Origin of the sequence: Mediterranea sp. ET5, from assembly GCF_023337025.1 — a bacterium.
Taxonomy (GTDB): domain Bacteria; phylum Bacteroidota; class Bacteroidia; order Bacteroidales; family Bacteroidaceae; genus Phocaeicola_A.
In genome coordinates, this window is sequence record NZ_JAMBLN010000003.1 from 160,166 (window position 1) to 178,040 (window position 17,875).

Here is a 17,875-nt window from a genome sequence, read left to right on the forward strand (position 1 = left end):
CACTGGATTGTTATAACTATATAAAAGAATGCTTACGAAGCATAAAAGAGAGTACACACAGTATAGTTATAACCCTTTAAGCACTAGCACAATGAGAGAAGATCTGAGAGAAAAGCCGGGCGGACGGAGTAGTCATGCCACCAACAGACTGCTTTCCAAAAGTCTGAAGCGCTGCTTCATCACGGCCGGATGTTGTTTTTTTAGCTTTACGGTGTTGGCACAAAGTGACCAACGTATCACGCTCAACCTGCAGAAAGCGACCCTGGAACAAGTCATTTGGGAAATTCAGAAGAAGACGGGATTCACCTTCATGTATGGCTCCAACGACATCCAGACAGTCAGGAACATTACCCTCAATGAGAAAGACAAGAGCATCCGGGAAATTCTGGACAAGTGTCTGCGAGGGACCAGCCTTACGTATGAAATATCGGGAAAGGAAATCATCATCAAACAGGCAACTGCCGACGCCAAACAACAGACAGGACGCCGTGTGAAGGGAACCGTCGTGTCCAAAGAAGACGGACTGCCCGTCATCGGAGCCTCTATCCGTGTGGATGGAACAGAGCTCGGTGTTGCCACAGACATTGACGGCAACTTCAGCCTCAACAATGTCCCGGACGGAGCACAGCTGGTAGTGTCCTACATCGGCATGAAGACACTGACGGTAGCAGCCACCCCCAACATGACCATCACACTGGAAAACGACGCACAGGCCCTGGACGACGTCGTGGTGACCGGTATCTTCAAGAAAGCCAAGGAGAGCTATACGGGTGCCGTGTCGACCATCACCTCCGAGCAGCTCGACATGTATAAGGGTCAGAACCTGCTCCAGACACTGAAAAACATCGATGCCTCCATCAACTTCACCGTCAACAATATTGCCGGAAGCAACCCCAACAACCTACCGCAAATCAACATCCGCGGCAACTCATCCCTGCCCATGAGCGTGGAGGAGTTCAACCAGACAGCATCCAACGACATCAACCGTCCGCTGATTATCCTCGACGGCTTTGAAATCTCCCTGGAGAAACTCATGGACTACAACGACGAGGAAATCGAGTCCATCAACATCCTGAAAGATGCATCTGCCACAGCCATCTACGGTTCAAGAGGTTCGAACGGAGTCATCGTCGTCGTCACCAAACAGCCGGAAGCCGGAAAGCTGAAGGTAAATGCCGAAGTCGGCATCGACATCGAAGCTCCCGACCTGACATCCTACGACATGCTGAATGCCTCAGAGAAACTCTACCTGGAGAACTACCTGGGACTCTATAGCTCGGAGGTTCCCTCTACCGATATACGCTACCAGGCTGTCTACAACGAACGGTTGCGCAAGGTGCTCACCGGACAAAGCACGGACTGGCTCAGCAAACCGATACGCACCGGCGTGGGACAACACTATAACCTCCGTCTGGAGGGTGGAAGCGAAGAGTTCCGCTGGAGCGCCACGGCAGGATACAAGGACGTCGAAGGTGCCATGAAGAACTCTGCCCGCCGCACGTTCAACGGTTCCATCACACTGATGTATACCGTGAAGAACCTTATCTTCAAGAACTACACCTCGTACGGCGTGACCCGTTCGACGGAAAGCAACTATGGCACATTCAGTGACTACGTTGCTCAACAACCGTATAACAATCCGTATGACGAGAACGGCGAGGTGGTACAATTCTTCGACGCTTTCTACGGCTCGGAAACGGGAGGAGAGTTCAACCCGCTCTATGATGCCATGTTGAAATCGTTCGAGAAGAGCGGCTACGAAGAGCTGACCAACAACTTCGCCATCGAGTGGAACATCCTGAAAGGACTGACCCTGCGCGGACAGGTGGGCATCACCACCAACAACAACCACAACGACACGTTCCTCTCACCGAAAGACTCCTACTTCACCGTCGACCCGATTACATCTTCCATCTACAGCAGTGATGAAGGCTTCCTCCGCCGTGGTTCCTATGAGTACGGCACCGGAAAGTCGTACAACTACAACGGAAGCCTCAACCTCTCATACAGCCACGTGTTTGCCGACAAACATTCCCTCTATGCCGGACTCGACTACTCCATCAACGAATCGGAGTCGGACAAGTATTTCTTCTACATGGAAGGCTTCTCCAACGAGAACATGGCCTCCATCGGCAACGGACGTCAGTTTGCACTGGACGCTGTCCCGACCGAGGCACAGACTCGCCGACGCATGATCGGCTTCACAGCCAACGTCAACTATACGTATGACCAGCGCTACTACCTCGACCTGTCCTACCGTATCGACGGAAGCTCCACCTTCGGCGCCGACAAGAAGTATGCCCCCTTCTGGAGTACCGGTGTGGGCTGGAACATGCACCACGAAGACTTCCTTGCCGGCAATCCGGTCTTGAACATCATGCGCCTGAAGATGTCCTACGGCTCCACCGGCTCACAGGAAGGCTCCGGGTCGGGTGCATCAACCATCTACCGCTACCAGAACAACAACAAGTATCTCAACTGGGTGGGAGCCGTACTGAGCGAATGGGGTAACCCGAACCTGACCTGGCAGACGACCAAGGAGTTCAATATCGGCACAGAGTTCGGCTTGTGGCAAGGACGCGTGAAAGGTGAGTTCAACTTCTACACCAAGCACACCACAAACCTCCTCTCGGACATGAACATCCCCTTGTCCATGGGTTTCCCCTCCTACATGGCCAATGTGGGTGAAGTGAAGAACCGCGGCTGGGAACTGTCATTGAGCACCTACCTCATCCGCGACCCGAAACGCGAAATCAACTGGTTGCTCACCGGACAGCTGGTCTATGACAAGAACTGGATTTCCCGCCTGTCGGATGCCATCAAGAGACAGAACGAACAGATGCTCCAGAACGAGGACTACGACGTGGCAAAGCTCTTCTACGAAGGACGTCCGCAAAATGCCATCTATGCCGTACGCTCCCTGGGCATCGACCCCAGTACGGGACAGGAGATTTACCTTGACAAGGACGGCAACATCACCGACGTATGGAATCCCGGTGACAAGGTATTCCTAGGCTCCTCTGAACCGCTATACAACAGCATCTTCGGCACGATGTTCATGTGGAAAGGGTTCACACTGAATGTCTCCTTCCGCGCCTACTGGGGCGGCAAGAGCTACAACTCGACCCTGCTCAGCCGCGTGGAGGTACCTATCAACAACCTGCGTTCCTCAAACGCCGATCGCCGCGTGCTCACCAACCGCTGGCTGAAACCGGGTGATAACACCTTCTTTAAAGGATTCAGCAACGACGCTACCGACGCCACCTCACGCTTTGTCATGTCAGACAATGTACTCGAGCTCCAGTCGGTCAGCCTCCAATACCGGTGGGACAGTGACTGGGTACGCCGCAACACCGGTGTACAGAGCATTACCTTCGCCGTCAACATGTCCGACCTCTTCCACTGGTCGACCATCAAGATGGAGCGCGGTACGGGATACCCCTATGCACGTAACATCCAGGGAAGCGTCAAATTCTTATTCTAACCACTCACTCTAAACAGAAAGCACTATGAGAAAGATATACATCCTGATTCTTCTGCTGACGGCGTTCGGAGCCTCTTCATGCAACGACTGGCTGGACATCCGTGCCAACACCGAACAAAAGGACGAAGAACAGTTCTCCACGGCACAAGGGTTCTATGATGCCCTCATCGGCTGCTACATGACCATGGCTGACCGCAACATCTACGGCGAACAGCTGAGCATCACCTACAGCGAGGCACTCGCCTGCCTGTGGGACCTCCCCAAAAAACAAACAGGAACCAACCGCTTGGCAGAGTGGTTCTTCCAGCACCATGACTACACCCAGTCAACTGCCGAATCGGCTATCCAATCGGTTTATGCAGCCCTGTTCAATACCGTGGCACAAGCAAACATGATTATCAAGAACGTAGAGGAACGGGGCGAAGTCATCCCCAATCCGGACATCCGCTCTGTCATTGAGGGTGAGGCTTATGCCATCCGTGCCTACTGCCAGCTCGACGTTCTGCGACTCTTTGGCGAGGTGCCGGGTGGAAGCCGGAAGGTATCACTGCCCTACTCCGAAACCACATCCATCAACGACATACCTCCCTACTATGACTTCGAAGGCTACGTTGCCAAGCTGAAGGCTGACATCGAAATGGCCAAGTCACTGCTCATCGACAAGGACCCGGTGTTCCAATACTCCTTCGCGAGCCTGAACAGCGGCTCGACGGCTCCGGTCGACGAGTTCATGCTCTACCGTCAGTTCCGCATGAACTACTGGGCTGTGCGGGCACTCGAAGCACGCATGTTGCTCTACACCGGCGAAAAGTCACAGGCACACGATGTCGCCATGGAAATCATCTCCGCCCGCCTCAACGGCAACCCTGTCATCAGCCTGAGTAACGCCGACGACTTCACCAACGGCTACAAACTCTGCCCCTCGGAGTGTCTCTTCGGACTGAGCAAGTACAACGTCATGACCTACTCGGAAACCTACCTTATCGGCGGCAACCTCAACATACAGTATGACTCACGAAACCACCTGACCATCACTCCCGACCGGCTCGACGCCCTGTATACCGGAGTCAATACCAATGCCCACAACCGCTACCGCTACTGGTGGAACTCAAACCTCCGGGACACCTATGGTGACAGACGGGTCACAACAACCAAGTACTACTGGGATGTGAACGTGGTGGAGAACGCCTCGCTGAAGTATGCCTACATCCCCATGCTCCGCATGTCGGAAATCTACCTCATCGCCATGGAGGGCACAACCTCACTGGAGGAAGCCAATTCCCTCTTCAGCACCTATATGATCGCCCATGAAGATCCCGACACGCCGGGCTTTGCCTCCCTCGACGACCGTGCGGAGTTCCTCCTCAACGAATACCGCCGGGAATTCTTCGCCGAAGGTCAGATGTTCTACACCTACAAGCGTCTCAACACCGCGCAGATGCTGTGGGACAACGAACCCATGACCGAGGACGGCTACATCCTTCCCCTGCCGCGAACCGAATACAACCCCAACAACTAAAACACTACGAAGATGATGAAAACACTCATACGAACTCTTGCCTGCTGCTCCCTCCTGGCAGCTTTCACAGCCTGCGAACGGGACTTGGAGCCCTACAGCTCGACGGATTGTCGGCTGAACTTCGTCTACCTCGACTATACCGGCGAGGTCATGACCAGTGACCGCGTCACGGAAGCCGAACGTACTGCATCCTACTCATTCATCACCGCCGGTACCGGCTCGACTGAACGCATCACGACCGACACCCTGTGGTTTGACGTGTCCACCATGGGCTTCCTCTCCGACCAGAACCGCCCCGTCCGTCTGGAACAGGTCAGCACGGGTGAGGACGATGCTATCCCCGGCGTACACTATGTGTCATTTGATGACCCGGACTTCACTCGCCTCTGCTTCGTTCCAGCCAACCAGAACCGCACACAGGTGCCTGTCATCGTGCTGCGCGACGCTTCGCTGGAGGAACACGACGTCACCCTCGTCTTCCGCTTCGCCGAAAACGAATACTTCAAACCCGGCTACACCGGACTGACCGAACGCACCCTGCACATCACCGACCGTCTGCTTGAACCGGGCAACTGGTCACAACAGTACTTCGGCACCTATGGACCGGTGAAACACCAGCTGATGATTGACTGGACAGGAGAAGTGTGGGACGAAAGCTACATCCGCAGCCTGCTGAATGGAGACAGTGGCTACCTCAGCTACCTCAAGGAATTCTTCCAACAGAAACTGGAAGAAGAGAATGCCAAACGTCAGGAAGCCGGACTCGACATCTACCGGGAAGCTGACGGAAGTGAAATCAGATTCTAAAATGCAACACCTATGAAACGAACAATCATCCAATACCTCCTGGTCGGAATCGTCTGCTGCCTCTCGTCATGCTACGACGATGATTCGACCTTGGGCTCCAACTATGTGAGCGACATCGAGATTGCCGGACTCGCCGACCAGTCGGTGGTGTCCTACTCGCAAAACTTCGTGAACGTGCAGCCGACCATTACGACCGATTATCCCGAGGATCAGCTGGAATATGCCTGGTACATCTACGCCGACAACACGCCGGAACAGGAGAACGGCTTCCGCAAAGACCGGATTGCCACAACCAAAGACCTGAACTACGAAGTCAATCTGCCCTCGGGGCTCTACCACCTGGTTTTCGAGGTAACCTCGCTGACCAATGACTTCTCCAAGACAGCGACGATGAATCTCAGCGTCTCGACCGCCTTCTCCAAAGGATTCTATATCCTCAAGGAGACAGCCGACGGCAATACGGACATCGACCTCTGGAATGAAGGCATCCTGAGCGAAGACATCCTTGCCAAGAAACTCGGCGCCCCCATGAACGGTGCTCCACGCAACCTGTCGCTGGTCTACACCGGAGAGTTTATCAATCCTGAACTGAACCGGACGGCACGCGGCAACCTTGTCCACATCTTCACGGAAGAGAACGAGTACAAAGGTTTCGAGAGTGAATCGCTGACGGAAGTCTTCAACAACGAAACCCTCTTCTATGCCGGCAACATGGATAACGAGGAGCCGTACATCATCTTCCGTGCTCCCAACCACACAGTCTACTTCTCGAACACAGGCATCCGCACCGCCGCCACCGTCTTCTCGGGGACGAACTACAACAGCGGACGTCTCGGGTTCCCTGCCGACGAGCACGGAGCGAGCAAGTTCATCATCCCCGTCAGCTATGGCCAGGAGATGGTATACTGGAGCAACAGCGAGCATGCCCTGCGCGACGTCAACTTCAACTTCCAGCCGTCTTCTCTGGTGACTTCCGCTGACGGAAGCACCTATCCCGACGATCTGGAATGCATCTCGGCAGGTGCCAACATTACGGGCGACGTCTATTCTCCGACTGTCGTAGCCTATTTCCTCTGCGAGCAGCCTTCGACAGGCGACCGCTATCTGCTCCTGCTTGACGGAGGCTTCACCTTCACCGGTGTACAAATCAAGCAAATCATCAAGCTCGACCCGTCGCTTCACATCGCCCGTGACAAGATTGTCGCCATCAACCGCCGGACTGCCACCTACATCTATTCCATTTCAGAGGACAACAAGCTCTACGCTTACAGCTGGGTGAGCAACGACGAACGCGAGTTCCCGCTCCCGGGCATTCCTGCCGGAGAGGACATCACCTACCTGACCAACCAGTACTTCTACCTCTCGGAGGTGTACGGCTATGACACCTCGTTCAACTTCGACGACCTTATCGTAGGCACACAGACGGGCAACACCTACAAGCTCTATTTCTACAGCGCCTCAAAGGACATGAACGGTGGACGTCCCATTGCCGACCCGTCCCGGGTTATCACAGGTACCGGCCAAGTGAAAGCGGTCCGCTTCCTTGTCTCCATGAGTGTGCGGGGTAGTGACCACTACTCCGACCCCATCTATCCGTTGACCGACTAGACTTACGGGGAACACATCTTCCCTGAAAGAAGCGTACCAACCACCTTCGTTCCATTTTCCAGCCGCAGACGACGTAGCCCCCTTCTCCAACCTACTGAAGAAGATTCGGAAAGCTACGCCATCTGCGGCTGATTGTATCGGAAAAAATTGAAACTTCACTACCCATATTCCTCCCCTCAATTGTTATAAGGTTGTCATGACACATTGAAGATTTGAGTGGAGAGAAATTATTCCATCATAAACCATCTAATAAACTAGCACTATGCACAACCAAGACTTGAGAGAAAAGAGCATCAGGGGAGTTTTACCCCCCCCCCACTAACAATCGTCTGTTTTCTAAGAGCTTAAAGCGTTGTTTCGTCGCTGCCGGTTGCTGTTTGTTCAGCATCAGCGTGTGGGCTCAGAGCGACCAGCGCATCACCCTCAACCTGCAAAAGGCCTCTTTGGAGCAAGTCATTTGGGAGATACAGAAGAAAACCGGATTCACCTTCATGTACGGCTCCAACGACATCCAAGCAGTCAAAAACATCACCCTCAATGAAAAGGACAAGAGTATACGGGAAATCCTGGACAAATGCCTAAAGGGAACGAACCTCACGTATGAAATTTCCGGAAAGGAAATCATCATCAAACAGACCGACGCCAATAAGAAGCGCACCATCAAGGGTGTTGTGGTCGACAAAGACGGAATGCCCTTGCCGGGAGCCAGCGTCCGCCTGAAGGGGACCGACACCGTAAGTGGAACCAATCTTGACGGTGAATTTCAAATAGCCGTCTCAGGCAATGCCCCCACCCTCGTATTCTCCTTCATCGGAACGGAAACGCAGGAAGTCGCAGTCGGTAAACAGAACGAACTCAAAATCACCCTGCTGGAGAATGTCCGTGCCCTCGATGACGTTGTGGTAACAGGCTACTACACACAGCGCAAGCAAACTTTTACAGGTGCAGCCGTGAACTATAGTGGTGAAGAGCTTGCCGCTATCTCCAACAAGAATGTGCTCTCCACCCTCTCGTCCCTCGATCCCTCATTCAAGCTGGTGGATAACCTCTCTCTGGGTTCCAACCCCAATGCAGTCCCCAACGTGCAAGTACGCGGTATGAACTCCTTGCCCGATGCGAGTGGAAGTAACCTGAGCGAGACTTACAAAGGTTCCGCCAACCTGCCGACCTTTATTCTCGACGGCTTCGAAGTCGATGTAGAAAAGGTATACGACCTCGACCCGAACCGCATCCAGAACATCTCCATCCTGAAAGATGCTTCCGCTACTGCCATCTACGGCTCCCGTGCCGCCAATGGTGTCGTTATCATCGACACGAAGGCACCGGCTTTCGGCAAACTGCAACTCAACTACTATGGCAGCGTCAGCGCTGAGGTTGCCGATCTCTCGGACTATCACCTGCTCAACGCCTCCGAAAAGCTGCGCTACGAACAGCTTGCCGGGCTCTACTCAGGCAGCAACGCCACCTACGTGGAAGAGATGTACAGACAGGACTACAACGATCGCCTGAAACTCGTACAACGGGGCGTTGACACTGACTGGCTTGCGCTTCCGCTGAAATCGACAGGCATCAGCAACCAACACAGCATTCAGCTGGAAGGCGGCAATGAGAACTTCCGCTATGGGGTCGACCTGACCTACAACATGACCGACGGTGTGATGAAAGGATCAGACCGTACAAAACTGGGCACCAGCATCAAGTTGCAGTACAACTACAAGAACCTACGCTTCCGCAACGAAATCACCTACGACAAGGTGACCTCCAACAACTCACCCTACGGTTCCTTCAGCCAATATGCCCTGATGAATCCGTACTACTATCCCTACGACGAAAACGGACAGGTGAAGCAGATTGTCTTCGAAAGCAGCAACGCCAACTCTTCACAGACAGCTGTGAGCAACCCGCTTTACAACGCCACCCTGAACACCAAAGACCAGACGACGTATGATGACTTCGTCGACAACTTCAGCGTAGAGTGGAACATCCTGCCCAACCTGAAATTCAAGGGACAATTCTCCATCGAACGCATCAATCGCTACAGCGACATCTTCAAACCGGCCGACCATACCGACTTCGTCAACCAGGAAGAGAACAAGGGTAGCTACCAAAAGGGCAACACCGTGTCTGAATCTTATGACGGAAGCGCCGTACTATCCTATTTCAATTATTGGAAGAAACACGCACTCAGCGTCAATGCCGGTTGGAACATCACATCGGAAGATGAGGACTACAGCAGCTATACCATCTACGGCTTCCCGAACCAGCAGTTAGACCATCCTTCACTCGGTGCAGGCTTCCTGGAAGGTGCCGGAGTGGAAGGCGACGCTACCATCAGCCGGCTGATGGGTTTCTTTGCCAATGTGAACTACAGCTATGACGACCGCTACTTCGTTGACGGGTCCATCCGTCTCGACGGTTCGTCACAATTCGGCAGCGAGCAACGCTGGGGCACTTTCTGGAGTGCAGGTTTGGGATGGAACATCCACAATGAACAAGTATTCAAAGACTCACCCATTGTCAATCAGCTCCGTCTGCGCGCCAGTACCGGATTCACCGGTGGACAGAACTTCTATCCTTACCAGGCTCTCATGATGTACCAGTACAACACCAACCTGTCTTACCAGGACTACATCGGTGCCGTTATCAAAGCATTCGGCAACTCGAACCTGAAGTGGCAACGTACCCAGAAACACAACTTCGGCGTCGACTTCGCCTTCTTCAACAACCGCCTGTCGGGTTACTTCAACTACTTCATCGAAAACTCCAAGGACCTACTCGTCGATGTTGACATGATGAGCTACCTTGGCTTTGACTCCTACAAGGAGAACCTGGGCGAAACACAGAACAAAGGTTACGAATTCAACGTACGCTGGAGCATCTTCCAGAACAAGGACTGGCACGTAAACGTGTTTGCCAACGGACAGCACTACACCAACAAGCTCAAGAAGATTTCCTCGGGTCTCAGCTCCTACAATCAGCAGGCTGACGCCGAAGAGTCAACCGCTCCCTACGTCCGCTATGCCGAAGGTGCTTCCATCAACACCATCTGGGTAGTCCAATCAGCCGGTATCGACCCCGCTACAGGTAACGAGGTCTTTATCAAGCGCGACGGTACCTACACCAACGAATGGAGTGAACAGGATTATGTGCCCTACGCCTCGACCGACCCCAAGCTGAGCGGTAACTTCGGACTTAACATCTACTGGAAAGGCTGGGAACTGAACACCAACTTCTTCTATCGCTTCGGAGGCTATGCCTATAACCAGACGTTGGTGGACAAGGTGGAGAATGTCGACCCGTTCAACAACGTCGATTCGCGCGCATTGTACGACCGTTGGCAGACTCCCGGTGTTCCTGCCGTGTTCAAGCGCATCAGTGACCAATCAGTCACCCGTCCTACCTCGCGCTTTGTGGAAAAGGACAATTTCCTCTCTGCCACCTCGCTCAGCCTGGCCTATACCTTCGATCGCGACTGGGTGAAGAGCTTCGGAGCCCAATATCTGAAACTGACGTTCTATGCCAACGATTTTCTGCAAGCTTCGACCATGCGCCAAGAAAGAGGAACGGATTACCCGTATGCCCGTCACTTTTCCATCGCAGCACAAGTCACCTTCTGACGGCAAACAATTATTTATCTCACTCTAATATGACAACAATTTATGAAAAAGACCCTACTCTTCATACTATTGCCCTTGTTCACGCTGACCTCCTGCGAAGACTGGTTCGATATCACTCCCAAGTCGGAACTTAAGGCTGACGACTTCTTTGAGACCGAACAAGGCATGCGAGACGCCCTTATCGGTATCTACGCCACCATGGCAGACGAGAAGCTATATGGCGGACTGATGACCATGACCTACATGGATGTCCTCGGACAATACTACTCTTCTATTGGAAATACCCTCCACAGCTTCTATTATGCTTACAACTACGACTACACCAACAGTACAGAAGAAGCGCGTAAGGACGGACTCTGGAAAGCACTCTACAATGGTATCGCCAACGCCAACAGCTTACTGGAGAAAATGGAAGCCAACCGCTCCGCACTGCCCGAAGGAGAATATGAACTGATCCGCGGAGAAGCGCTCGGATTGCGTGCCTACCTCCATTTTGACTTGCTCCGCCTTTTCGCCCCTTCCCCTGCCATGAGCAACGGACTGAACCGCCCTGCCATCCCCTATGTTGATCGGCTCACCAACCAGCTCTTCGCCCGACTCACCACCGCCGAAGTACTGCAACGCATCGAAGCCGACCTGACTGAAGCACGCTCCCTGCTCGCCGAAGTCGACCCTTATGGCCCGCACCACAGTGACTATGACCTTGACAACCTGACGGGTATCCGCAAGGGACGAGAATATCGCATGAACTATTATGCTGTGACAGGTGTTCTTGCCCGCGTCCTGCTCTATGAAGGCAGTACCGACAGCAAGAACCAGGCATTCACCTATGCGACTGAAATTATCGACAGCGGACTGTTCCCGCTCATATCCAGTGCCGACCTCTCGGGTACTGACCAGAACGGCTTCGTCCAGGAAAACCTTTTCGCGCTGGAAGATGTCGGTCTGGAAGACAACATTGTCGACATCTACTTCAACGTGGGTAACACCAGTTCCAACTACCTTGCCCTGACAGGCAACACACTCGACAACATCTTCCCCGCCTCTCTGAGTATGGACTATCGCCGCCTGTGGTGGATCGAGACATCGGGTTCGGATAATCTTATCACCAAGTACAACTATAGCGAACGTGTTCCCTTGGTCAAGGTATCCGAAATGTATCTGATTGCAACTGAAACAGCTCCTAACCTGACCGAAGCCACCGAATACTTCAATCAATTGCAATACCACCGCGGACTGCCTAACGACGAGTTGACTGCCGAAAACATACAAGACAAGCTGTTAGCTGAGTATGCCAAGGAATTCATTGCTGAAGGACAGACTTTCTTTGCCTACAAACGTATGGGCATGAACGTAACCCCCGTTACCAAACGAGTCCTGCCTGATGCCGAAGCCGTGTACGTACTTCCGATACCAACAGAAAACACCAATTTTACCAACCAATAAAACGATTATGAAAACATCCATCCTCCTCATATCCGGACTGCTCACCCTCATAGGGTTGGCAGGATGCCAGGAAAACGAACGTATGCTCTATGAAGCCAAGAGCGCCGTCTACTTCAACTCCCCCGTCGAAGGTGACAGCCTGTCCTATTCCTTTGCATCGGGCGAAAAGACTGAAGACGTAGTCAACATCCCCATCCGTATCATTGGAGCCTCTACCAAGGGGACCCGCTCCATCGCTTTCGACATTGACCCGGCATCGACAGCACAAGCCGGCGTACATTACCGCGACCTGCCCGAAGTCATCACTCTTCAACCGGATTCAGTCAATGCCTACCTGCCTGTCACTGTACTTGCCGAGCACTTGGACAACAATCAGGTATCGCTCATACTGCATTTGCGTGGCAATGAAAACTTTGACCCTGGCTTTCCTGAACATCTCAGCTTCAAACTCAACATCACTGACCAACTCGTCAAACCCACTTATTGGGACATTCCTCTGTCACTCTACTACGGAAGCTATTCGAAAGCCAAGCACCAGCTGTGCATCCAGATTCAAGGCTTCGACTTCCCGGCTGAAATGGACATGAACCTCATCAATGATTTTATGTCCTATGGACGTCTGGTCTATCAGGCATTGCTTAAAGAACCACTTTGGGACGAAGAGACTCAACAATGGATTACCGCCGACTGGTCACCTCTCTAACCGCATAAACACATTACCGACATGAAAAAGATAACCTACATACTCCTTTCAGGCATTATATACCTCTTCGCATCCTGTGTCGAGGACAATACACAGACGGTCTTCAAGGAACTCAACGAAGTCACCATTGAAGGCATCGAAGATGAATATGAAAACGTATACATCAATCGTACGCTCAGCATCCATCCCACGCTCACCACAACCTTCAATGACGAGTCGCAGCTCGACTATCTTTGGATTGCCTACGACCGCAACAGTCGTCTCGGAGCAGACACCCTGGCACGTACTAAAGACCTCGACGCCATCATCGGGCTCACTCCAGGAGAACATACCGGAAAGTTCAAGGTGTTCGACCGCACCACAGGCATATACTATGAGAAAGAGTTCATCATCAACGTGGTGAACGACTTTACCCAAGGACTGCTCATCCTCGCCGAGAATAACGGGCAGGCTGAACTCAACTTCTGGGTACCTGGACGCGATGAACTGATTACCGACGTCTTCGGACTGCTCAACGACGGAAAAAGTCTCGGAACGAATCCGCACCGGGTGTACTTCAACAAATACACGACCGATGCCAGTAGCGAAGTCCTTGTTCTCTGTCAGGACGAGGAAGGCGGAAAGATTCTCGACAATATCACCATGCTAGAGAGCCGCGAATACAAGAGCCTGTTCATCAACGACATCGGAGACGTAAAACCGCAGGCGTACTTTAAAAACTACATGCGTGAATACCTCATCGACAATGGATTGGTCTATGACCGGGCAGTCAATACCAATCCGCCGAGCACTACTGTGAAACCCTATCTCAGCTCTCCGCGAGGTGATTACGAAATAGCAGAGAATGCAGACTTCGGCGACGACGAATCAAGCGTCTCCCGCACCGTGCTTTACGATAACCTGAACCATTGCTTCTATGCACAGCTCAGCATCACTTCGTCATCACTGACGACCGTCTCCTCGTCGGGCATGGCAATTTCAGGCGGCTTCTTTGACCCTGACAATGTAGGAATGGACTGTCTCTATGCCGGTCTGTCTTCTCGTAGTGCCGATGAAACGCGTGAATACATCGGTGTATTTGAGACCGAAGGTGGCGAACGGCACTTGTTGCGTATGGGCATCGCCTTCTACGCGAATATTGATGAACCAAGCACTTACTTTAAGGATTTGGGCAACGATGTCATCCAGTCGCCTGCCATCAACGAAGCTGTCAGCTTCTCCTGCTCCGCCAACTTCTCAGGTTACTTGTTCTATGCCGCAGGCAATCAAATCTATGTCTACAATGTTTTGAGCCGCACGGGACAGGCACTTTATGATATCGGTAGCGGATGCACCATCGACCACATTGAAATCGAGCGTGCAGGCAATCGGCTGTGGGTAGCCTTCCGCGACACACAGGCTACCTCCCAACCGGCAGGCTTCGTCGGACTGACCATCCAGACCGATGGTGGTCTCCGTCTGGAAGAGAGCATACGCCACGAGCATTTCGCCGACCGTATCGTTGACTTTGAAAGCAAATATTGATATGACACGCATCCTATCTCTCTGTTTCATCCTGCTTGCAGCCGTCTCCACCCGGCTGCAAGCACAAATCCACTTCAGCACCGCTGACGACTGGGAGACCGTACTGGAGACTGCCCGACAGGAGCAGAAGAACATCTTCATAGACGTCTACACATCATGGTGCGGACCATGCAAACGTATGGCTCGCGAAGTATTCTCCGACCCTGCCGTAGGAAAATACATGAATGACCGCTTCGTCTGCATCCAACTTGATGCCGAGAAGCAGGCAGGACATCCGTTCTTCCGGCTCTTCAAGCCCAATGCGTATCCTACCTACTACTGGCTGGATGCCGACGGTCTGTTGCTTGACAGTCGTTCAGGCTATATGCCGGGAGAAACATTCCTGCAAGCAGTCCACGAAGCGGTAGAGAATCAGAAGGGAAAACGTCTGAAGGAATTTACAACACGTTGGAAAGGCGGAGAACGCGACACGGCGTTTGTCGAAGAATATCTCTTCGAGGTACTGCCACAGTTCCATCCCGACAGTGTCCGTCCTTTCCTGAACCAATATCTTGCCGGGCTGACACCGGAACAGCTCCGCAGCCCAAGTACAGGCAGAATGGTGATGCGCTTCACCCGTAATCTGGAGGACGATCTCATCCTGCGTACCTTGCTCGGACAGTCATCCTCTTACAGAGAACAACTGACACAAGAAGAGGTTGACAAGGCAATCTACTTGGTTCTGGTACGCATTCCGATGATGCATTTCAATACGGACAAAAACCTATATGCTGCAGACTTGCAATTGCTCAACAGATTGGACTATCCGGATAAAGAGCTATATAATAAGATAAGGGAAATCGAGCAGAAACTCTTCAGCGCACAATATGGCGAAGGGCTTCAACAAGCTGTTGAATTGTGCCAGGCACACGAGCAGGACCATCCGTCATTCTACTCAGAGCTTTACTACACACTCATCATCAGCAAATTCTTCCAGTCCGACTACAACCCCGGCACGGAAGAGCTTTCCGCAACACTCCATCTGGCAAAAAAGGCTTTCCATCTGTCTCCTTCCCAAAACACATTGTCTTATCTCGCTGCAGCCTACGCACGTGCAGGCAATTATCGGAAAGCATACCAGGCTCTAGCATACTTGCCTTTTTATAAGGCACCGACCTTGAGCAACGCCGTCTATCCGTTACTGGGTATTGTGTTTGACCGGGAAAAGGGAGAATGAAGTTCTCCACACGATGCCCCAGACAAGTTACAAACACAAACAAATCGCCTGAGAATACCACTCATACCATAATCTACGAGAAGAGTATTCTCAGGCGATTCCAGGATGCACCAGGCATGGCCCGGTGCATCCTGTTTGTTTACAATCGCTATCAATAGCCTGGATTCTGATATTCCGCACTATTGGTAATAGTAGCCGTAAATGTCGTTGATATAGGACGCAAAGCATATTCCGGCTTGAAATATTGGGCCAGATCCGGATGCGTCTCACTCAAATAAGTCGCATCTTTAAACATGCCTGTACGTTTCAGGTCATAAAAGCGGCAATACTCACCACACAATTCACGGCCACGCTCATCCAGCACGTCACGTACCGTCGGCTTGGTTGTCAATGGGACAGCTCCTGCACGAGCTCTTACCTTATTGATATAATTTGCTGCATGAGAGCCTCCGTTCAAATAGATGTCCAATTCAGCTGCTATCAAATACACCTCCGCCATACGCATGATAAAGGTCGCATTCAAGTTACCATTACGTTTTTTGGCTGGATTGGCCACATAATAGTTACTGCTATTGTGCTTGGTAAGGGACGGATAGAAATAACGGAACTGATTCTCCTTCCCTTCATATTGCATCTTTACATTATGCTTGACATCGTCATATACATCCGCATAATCAACAACCAGCACCTTATCCGTACGCTTCCGGGCTTTCCACTCTGCATAATCGGTATCTTGAGGCAGGATAATCCTGACAGCCTCATCTCCAACAGCCAACGACTGCCCCAATACGGATGCGTCTTTTCCATAATTGGTTAACGCATCTTTATCCCACTCATAGGCTTTATTGGCTTTCCATTCCGTTTGGAATATCTGATGGAAACGTGGGTCGAGCGTACCGTCCTTCTGCACAAAAAGACTGAGCAGATGCTGAGTAGGCATGAACAATCCAGCTTGGCTTCCTTCCCATGTCAGACGCGAAGCCTGCGTATCCTCTCGTGCCCCAAATCGATTGAGGTCACAAAGGAAATACTCATCATTACGGTTCAGTTTCCAGTTGCCGTTGCTGGAACCATGCCCGTCAGCACCGGCATACCAACGATGTTTCCACAAGGCTTCCTTGTTATTCCAATTGTTTTTCTCTGCAAACACCTCTCCAAAGTCAGGATACATATATGCATTGTACTTTGTGCCACCCGATTCACAATCATCAATCAGTTCTTTGGCTGCATCAAGTCCTTTCTGCAGAAACTCCGTCGCACCGTATTCATAAGTCTGCAAACATGCCTTGGCAAGGAAGCCGATTGCAGCCTTCCGCGTTGGCACTGTCGTCGTCTTATCATCTCCTTTTGTCAAATGTACGGCAGCAAACTCCAAATCAGGAATAATCACTTCCCGATAAATAGTCATCGGATCAGTTCGCACCGGAGCAAAATCCATCTTTTCCGATGGTTGGGTCAGCAATGTCACACCGCCAAATTGCTCCACCGCATTGAAATAATAAACAGCCCGCAAGAAACGCGCTTCCGCCACTTTGGCGTCGCGTTCATCCTGTGTCTTGAAAGGAGCCTTGGCAGCCAATGAGATCGCCATATTGCAGCTGCCTATACCATCATATGTACCATTCCACCAGTTATTCGTATAGGTCGTATTAGGGGCAGCTCCTGCAAAGAACCAGAACCATTGCGTCCATGATGTTGACTGATTCGCCCTATAAGTCCACAAATCCGTATCTCCTTCAGTCAAAGCCATCCAATTTTCTGCACCATAAAAGTATCTCTCCATGGCAAAATAGCACTGATTGACCAACGTGTTATAAGACTCCACAGAGTTAGCCGCCATATTGTCCATCGTAAATCCCCCGGGATTCACTTCGTCAAGGGAACACGAATGGAAGAGGGTTGCCACTGATACAGCAGCAGCAAAACTTATCTTTTTGATGTTGTTTTTCAT

At 51.8% G+C, this 17,875-nt stretch carries 10 protein-coding genes; 9 read left to right on the forward strand and 1 reads right to left on the reverse strand.

Going from position 1 to position 17,875, the window contains the following annotated elements:
• Window positions 1-91 precede the first annotated feature (91 nt).
• The 9 genes from M3087_RS03530 (at window position 92) to M3087_RS03570 (ending at window position 15,924) form a co-directional block, all read left to right on the forward strand.
• The gene (locus M3087_RS03530) at window positions 92-3,484 is read left to right on the forward strand and encodes a SusC/RagA family TonB-linked outer membrane protein (protein WP_249093776.1); all 3,393 of its coding nucleotides are present in this window, start codon (window positions 92-94) and stop codon (window positions 3,482-3,484) included.
• Window positions 3,485-3,509: 25 nt separating this feature from the next.
• Complete coding sequence (locus M3087_RS03535) at window positions 3,510-5,003, forward strand: RagB/SusD family nutrient uptake outer membrane protein (protein WP_249093778.1); 1,494 nt, start codon at window positions 3,510-3,512, stop codon at window positions 5,001-5,003.
• 12 nt (window positions 5,004-5,015) lie between these two features.
• On the forward strand, window positions 5,016-5,810 hold the full coding sequence (locus tag M3087_RS03540; protein WP_249093780.1) for a DUF4843 domain-containing protein: 795 nt from the start codon (window positions 5,016-5,018) through the stop codon (window positions 5,808-5,810).
• Between the two features lie 12 nt (window positions 5,811-5,822).
• A complete protein-coding gene (locus tag M3087_RS03545; RefSeq protein WP_022385173.1) occupies window positions 5,823-7,418 on the forward strand; it encodes a PKD-like family lipoprotein in 1,596 nt (531 codons plus the stop codon).
• A gap of 377 nt (window positions 7,419-7,795) precedes the next feature.
• A complete protein-coding gene (locus M3087_RS03550) occupies window positions 7,796-11,035 on the forward strand; it encodes a SusC/RagA family TonB-linked outer membrane protein (RefSeq protein WP_249093782.1) in 3,240 nt (1,079 codons plus the stop codon).
• 42 nt (window positions 11,036-11,077) lie between these two features.
• On the forward strand, window positions 11,078-12,481 hold the full coding sequence (locus M3087_RS03555; protein WP_022385175.1) for a RagB/SusD family nutrient uptake outer membrane protein: 1,404 nt from the start codon (window positions 11,078-11,080) through the stop codon (window positions 12,479-12,481).
• A 7-nt stretch (window positions 12,482-12,488) separates the two neighbouring features.
• The gene (locus M3087_RS03560; RefSeq protein WP_249093783.1) at window positions 12,489-13,184 is read left to right on the forward strand and encodes a DUF4843 domain-containing protein; all 696 of its coding nucleotides are present in this window, start codon (window positions 12,489-12,491) and stop codon (window positions 13,182-13,184) included.
• A 21-nt stretch (window positions 13,185-13,205) separates the two neighbouring features.
• Window positions 13,206-14,708, forward strand: a complete 1,503-nt coding sequence (locus M3087_RS03565; RefSeq protein WP_106484574.1) for a PKD-like family lipoprotein — start codon at window positions 13,206-13,208, stop codon at window positions 14,706-14,708.
• Between the two features lies 1 nt (window position 14,709).
• A complete protein-coding gene (locus M3087_RS03570) occupies window positions 14,710-15,924 on the forward strand; it encodes a thioredoxin family protein (protein WP_249093785.1) in 1,215 nt (404 codons plus the stop codon).
• A 151-nt stretch (window positions 15,925-16,075) separates the two neighbouring features.
• On the opposite strand, the gene M3087_RS03575 is transcribed toward M3087_RS03570, so the two are convergent.
• Window positions 16,076-17,875, reverse strand: a complete 1,800-nt coding sequence (locus tag M3087_RS03575; protein ID WP_249093787.1) for a RagB/SusD family nutrient uptake outer membrane protein — start codon at window positions 17,873-17,875, stop codon at window positions 16,076-16,078.